The following is a 5041-nucleotide window of genomic DNA, read 5'->3' on the forward strand; positions in this document are numbered from 1 at the left end:
CGGTTAGGTAAATCAAAGATGAGTTTTTGAACACCATCAATTGAAGATAGCGCCATACGAACCATCTGTTCTTCCGCAGAACAATCCATTTTGGGAACTAAGTATTCACTCATGTAGTGCGAATCTTTTAAAACGTCTTCAGTGCTTAAATTTTCTTTGGGATCAGAACCACAACAGGATTGAGCGGTATCTTCACAACTGTTTGAAGTGTTACAGCAAGGAGATGAAGATTTTTTTTCTTCCTCTTCACCACAACAGCTAAGCGTATTATCACAATTCTTTGAATTGTTTGCTTCTGCAATTGATGGATGATTTTCTTGTTGAGATTTCTTATCTTCGCATGGTGTTTCTTTACTACATCCACAACCACTCATAATTATACCCATTAAAAAAATTATAAACTTTGAATATTAGAATCCCTATAGTTACTATAGAGTCAAGAATCTTTGGAAATACTAACTCAATGCATTTAAAAATTGGTGAACTCTCTAAAAAAACCTCATGTTCAGTATTAACAATTAGGTTTTATGAAAAGGAAGGTTTAATTCCGGAACCGGAAAGAACGGAAGGAAATTACCGCCTTTACGATGTAGGCTATGTTGAGCGAATTAAATTTATTTTGAATTGCCGAACTTTAAATATGAGTTTGAATGAAATTCGTCAATTACTTACCTATAAAGACAAACCTGAGAAAAATTGTTCAGATGTGAATGAATTAATTGACTTACATGTCAGTGCTATCAGAGAAAATATAATCAAGCAACAAAAGCTTATTGAACAACTATCTGATTTAAGAGGTACTTGTGATGGTTTATGTACAATTGACCAATGTGGAGTTTTAAAAAATCTAGCTTGATTATCTAGACCTATGCTTTTTTCAAAAAATCGGCACTGTTGCAAATAACCACGAATGGTAAGCTGAAGACTGTTTTAGCTAAAGGTGCAGCATATGAATCCTTTCCATGGTCGGCATTTTCAGGGCGAAATCATTCTTTGGGCTGTGCGCTGGTATTGTAAATATGGCATTAGCTATCGTGAACTGCAGGAAATGCTGGCCGAACGGGGTGTGAATGTTGATCACACGACTATTTACCGTTGGGTTCAACGTTATACGAATCTAAAAATGGGAGCCTATAGCTCCCATTTTTATTGTTAAACGTTGAATCCTATATGTTTTCCTGTTGGAAGCTCTACATCAATACGGAGCTTCCCACCCATTGCCTCAACATACTTTTTCATGGTTGAAATCTTAAGATCATTGCCACGATTTTCTATTGCTGAAAGCGATGGCTGTTTTATTCCCAAAGTTTCAGCAAGCTCTTTTTGAGAAATTTCGAGTTCTTCACGAATAAGATGAAGCTGATTTTCTAGCAGTAATTCATCAGCCATTTTTTGAATACGGGCTTGGCTCTCTGGAGAGCGGCTAGCTAACAATTCTTGCAGAGTCTTAGCCATTAGATTTATCTCCTAGGGTAGTGAGATGAAGTTGGTATTGTTCATCTGCAATATCCAGCATGTCTTTATAAAAACGCTTTTTACCGCCTTTATCAGCAATACATAGAACAATAGCCTGTCGTAAGGGATCAAATGCGAAGAAAGCTCTTAAGGGTCTACCGCGATGTTGAACACGCAGTTCTTTCATATTGGTAAATTTAGACTCATACACAGTATCTACTAAAGGACGGCCTAAACTCGGTCCCTACTGCTGTAGAACAACCAGGGCAGCTAGGACCTTCTCTTGTGTAGGTTCATCTTGCTGTTCAAGCCACTGATTAAATAGATCTGTCGTAATGACTGTCCACATACCACAACCAAAATATAGATTATAGTCTATATTTTAGGGGCATTATGTTTGTTTTGCAAATGAGAAAGGATAGGCAATAAAAAAGCCCGACATCCTGTCGGGCTTTTCCATATTTGGCGCTTAGATCTGACTCCTGTCTGATCTCACGTTCCTTGTTGTTCATCTTATTCTTTTTATCTGGAGCATCCTGCTCTCTATGTCTTCATGATAGGAAATTTCCAGTATTGCGGATAGCAGCAAAGGGCCGAGATTGGTATGAGCCAGGGCTTACAAAATAGCCTAAATTTTATCCACAAAAAATGTGGATAATTTTGGACATTGAGGCATTGATAAAATTTGAAAAACCTCAAAACTGACTATTTTTTAGTCAAATTTATTGGCAAGAAGTATCAAAACCGCTCATAAAAAAGCCGACTTGTTTCAAAATCGGATTTTTGGGCATTCTTGGATTTTTCTATTTTTATTAAGTGTTTGATATTTATATTAATATACAAGTGTATTTCGTATAACGCCCATTATGTTAAATGGAATATAAAAAACAGTTGACATAAATACATTGTGTGCAATTATATTGCACACAATGTATTTATTTAAAGGTAATCAAAATGAGTAATCTTTATTCTACCCAGGTTAAAGCAATCGGTGGACGTTCAGGAAATATTCGTAGTGAAGATGGTATCTTAGAACTAAAATTGGCTTTGCCAAAAGAATTAGGTGGTAAAGGTGATGCAACGAATCCTGAACAATTATTTGCAGCTGGCTATGCTGCATGCTTTGGAAATGCAGTGATCCATGTAACTCGTAGCAATAAAGAATATAAAATCCGTGATAACGATGTAGAGGTCCTGAGTACTGTTGGAATGGTTGCTAATGGCAATGGTGGATTTGCCTTGACAGTACACTTAGATGTCACGCTTTCAGGTATTTCACAAGCTGATGCAGAGAAAATCGTGGAACAAACGCATCAAGTATGTCCTTATTCCAATGCTATTCGAGGTAATATACAGGTGTCTACCACTGTCTATACCAAATAAAAAGCTATGTCCAAGAATCAGCTTTGCTTAGATGAGCAACTATGTTTTCCTATTTATGCTGCATCTAATTTAATCGTAAAAGCTTATCGCCCTTTTCTTACACCTCTCGGACTCACTTATCCGCAATATTTAGTGATGTTGGTTTTGTGGGAAAAAGAATGTGTAAGTGTGGGTGATCTTGGACAAATTTTACATCTTGATAGTGGAACATTAACCCCACTATTAAAAAGAATGGAAACATCTGGTCTAATTAATCGATCACGTGATCCTAATGATGAAAGACGAGTTCTTATTTCATTAAAAGATAAAGGGCGAGACTTATCTGCTGAAGCAGAAAAGATTCCTAAAGAGCTTACCAAGAACATTGAGTTTGATAACTTAAATCAATTACGAGATGAATTAAAAGTATTAGTTAATCTATTATCAGAAAGAATTTGAGACCTCTTAATATCTGATAATGGAAGCCTGTTTACTTTCAAGAATCAATTAGTTTTTCTAAAATAAACATAATACACCTTATACGAAGTCAAAAAAATATATCTATATGATAATTAATGAAATTGTAATAACTATTCATAATGACCATTATGTAAAATGGATATGATAGAAGTGTACTAGTGAGTACACTTCTATCATAAAAAAGAGAGCTGCTAGCTCTCTTTTTTATGTTTTATTCAAAATGAAGTTGATATTTATCCGTCGTAATCTTGATCTTGAGGTTCTTATATTTTCGTTTTGTGGCACTCAGGGCTGAATCTGTCACTTCTGCATAAAATTTAGGGTCATTCATTAGATCATTAAATAGTTTATATCCAATCAATAACTTACTGGATTTTTTCTTTTCCTTTAGATCATTTTCAATCAACTGATCCAATTCTTTTACAGAAAAACTATGCATATTACCCTCTATAGTATCTTTCTGATAAAACACCATACAGACTTAGCAAGAGGATTTAAAGCTTATTAGATAATTGATATTTATGAAATTGTGAGAAAGATAATATATTAGATTTATCTATTTAAGTTAAGTTTTTCTAAAAATAACATAATACACCTTATACGAAATACTTGATATTTATCATTAAATTTCAGTATATTAGATCAAGCCGTTGTGGGGCATAGGGTACCAGAGCGGCTTTTTATTGATTATTTATGTTCCACGCTTAAAATTCGAACAATGTTTCATGATTTTTATAAGTTAAACTAAATTTAGTTGCCAATCCCAATAAGCTATTCACTAACTTGTAAATATCGGTATACCGCCTGACGACTAATCCCAAAAGCTTTTCCTAATGCCATTTTTGATGGATACTTCCCTTCCCTCCATGCTTGTCGTAAAGCTTCAGCTTGGTCAGGCTTTAGTTTATGCACCCGACCTTTGTACTTCCCCTGAGCAGAGGCGAGTTTTATTCCTTCCTTTTGCCGCTCTAAAATGATCTCACGTTCGAACTGTGCAAAAGCACCCATCAATTGCAGCATCAAATTATCCATCGGGGTGGATTCGGCCGTAAAAGTAATATTTTCTTTTACAAACTGGATGGCAATCCCTCGTTTGACCAGTTTATCTACTTCAGTGACCAAATCTTTCAGGCTTCGCGCAAAACGATCCATGGAATGTACAATCACCCTGTCCCCTTCCCGGACATAGTTCAACATTTCCTGAAATTTAGGTCGGTCAGTATTTTTACCTGAAGCACGGTCAACAAAAATCCGGTCGACTTCAATTCCCTCAAGTTGACGTCCAGTGTTTTGCTCGACAGAACTTACCCGGATATACCCTACTTTTTGGCCTTTCAATTTTTCACGCCCCAATTGGATAAAAATGAACAATTTCGTAAATTATAAATCTTTAATACTAAAGTTACATGTTATTTATGATTAAAAATCATTTAAATGATACATAATTTCATGAACTTTCAGATTGTAACTTTAGAGTATACTCTATAGTTACATAAATTAGATTTAAAAACTTGTCTCCAATAAACCCAGTATGGTTCACCTAAACAGATTGCTACCCCTGAACAACCAGAATCCGAAAAAAGGGGCTTTTGGAGCATTGCTGTCCCACAATTTTTCACAAGAGGAAGCTCATTTGAGCTTCCTCTTGTTTTATGGGTATTTTATCGGGTGAAAATAAAGCTTTTAAAGTTCTTCTTTCAAACAAATTCACTTGAATTATTCTGAGTAAACGTTGAACTGTCCA

Annotated in this window: 6 protein-coding genes and 4 pseudogenes; 4 read left to right on the forward strand and 6 right to left on the reverse strand. The window is 35.3% G+C overall.

The annotated features are described in order from the left end of the window. Nucleotides 1–374 (reverse strand): annotated as a pseudogene (locus F891_RS17600) (cation transporter); the annotation flags it as partial. An 89-nt stretch (nucleotides 375–463) separates the two neighbouring features. On the opposite strand from F891_RS17600, the gene cadR reads away from it, so the two are divergent. Both cadR and F891_RS14540 read left to right on the forward strand, forming a co-directional pair. Continuing rightward, nucleotides 464–856 (forward strand): Cd(II)/Pb(II)-responsive transcriptional regulator, encoded by a 393-nt coding sequence (gene cadR, locus F891_RS14535; RefSeq protein ID WP_000550240.1) that lies wholly within the window; start codon nucleotides 464–466, stop codon nucleotides 854–856. Between the two features lie 93 nt (nucleotides 857–949). Beyond that, nucleotides 950–1111: pseudogene (locus F891_RS14540) on the forward strand (IS6 family transposase); the annotation flags it as partial. Nucleotides 1112–1152: 41 nt separating this feature from the next. On the opposite strand, the gene F891_RS14545 reads toward F891_RS14540, so the two are convergent. Both F891_RS14545 and F891_RS14550 read right to left on the reverse strand, forming a co-directional pair. Continuing rightward, entirely contained in the window at nucleotides 1153–1455 is a 303-nt protein-coding gene (locus F891_RS14545) for a helix-turn-helix domain-containing protein (RefSeq protein ID WP_001140620.1), read from the reverse strand. Then, a pseudogene (locus tag F891_RS14550) lies at nucleotides 1448–1804 on the reverse strand (type II toxin-antitoxin system RelE/ParE family toxin). Before F891_RS14550 ends, F891_RS14545 begins: the two are co-directional and overlap by 8 nt. Before the next feature lie 605 nt (nucleotides 1805–2409). Between F891_RS14550 and F891_RS14555 the strand changes: the two are divergent. Together F891_RS14555 and F891_RS14560 are read left to right on the forward strand one after the other, a co-directional pair. After that, nucleotides 2410–2838: an organic hydroperoxide resistance protein gene (locus tag F891_RS14555; protein ID WP_004786455.1), complete on the forward strand. Its 429-nt coding sequence runs from the start codon at nucleotides 2410–2412 to the stop codon at nucleotides 2836–2838. Nucleotides 2839–2844: 6 nt separating this feature from the next. Continuing rightward, nucleotides 2845–3276 carry a MarR family winged helix-turn-helix transcriptional regulator gene (locus tag F891_RS14560; protein WP_000042163.1) on the forward strand — a complete coding sequence of 144 codons (432 nt, stop codon included), beginning with the start codon at nucleotides 2845–2847 and terminating at the stop codon, nucleotides 3274–3276. Nucleotides 3277–3508: 232 nt separating this feature from the next. On the opposite strand, the gene F891_RS14565 is transcribed toward F891_RS14560, so the two are convergent. The 3 genes and pseudogenes from F891_RS14565 to F891_RS17910 all read right to left on the reverse strand — a co-directional run. Beyond that, the gene (locus tag F891_RS14565) at nucleotides 3509–3736 is read right to left on the reverse strand and encodes a hypothetical protein (protein ID WP_004812234.1); all 228 of its coding nucleotides are present in this window, start codon (nucleotides 3734–3736) and stop codon (nucleotides 3509–3511) included. A gap of 332 nt (nucleotides 3737–4068) precedes the next feature. Further along, complete coding sequence (locus tag F891_RS14570; protein WP_004282172.1) at nucleotides 4069–4635, reverse strand: recombinase family protein; 567 nt, start codon at nucleotides 4633–4635, stop codon at nucleotides 4069–4071. A gap of 277 nt (nucleotides 4636–4912) precedes the next feature. Then, nucleotides 4913–5041: pseudogene (locus F891_RS17910) on the reverse strand (IS4 family transposase); the annotation flags it as partial.

The organism is Acinetobacter sp. CIP 101966 (assembly GCF_000369725.1).
In the GTDB taxonomy this organism is placed as follows: domain Bacteria; phylum Pseudomonadota; class Gammaproteobacteria; order Pseudomonadales; family Moraxellaceae; genus Acinetobacter; species Acinetobacter lwoffii_Q.

What these genes read in the sequence shown, in the direction of transcription:
- cadR (WP_000550240.1), top strand. Translation starts at nt 464, where the DNA reads ATGCATTTAAAAATTGGTGAACTCTCTAAAAAAACCTCATGTTCAGTA.
- F891_RS14545 (WP_001140620.1), bottom strand. Translation starts at nt 1,455, where the DNA reads ATGGCTAAGACTCTGCAAGAATTGTTAGCTAGCCGCTCTCCAGAGAGC.
- F891_RS14555 (WP_004786455.1), top strand. Translation starts at nt 2,410, where the DNA reads ATGAGTAATCTTTATTCTACCCAGGTTAAAGCAATCGGTGGACGTTCA.
- F891_RS14560 (WP_000042163.1), top strand. Translation starts at nt 2,845, where the DNA reads ATGTCCAAGAATCAGCTTTGCTTAGATGAGCAACTATGTTTTCCTATT.
- F891_RS14565 (WP_004812234.1), bottom strand. Translation starts at nt 3,736, where the DNA reads ATGCATAGTTTTTCTGTAAAAGAATTGGATCAGTTGATTGAAAATGAT.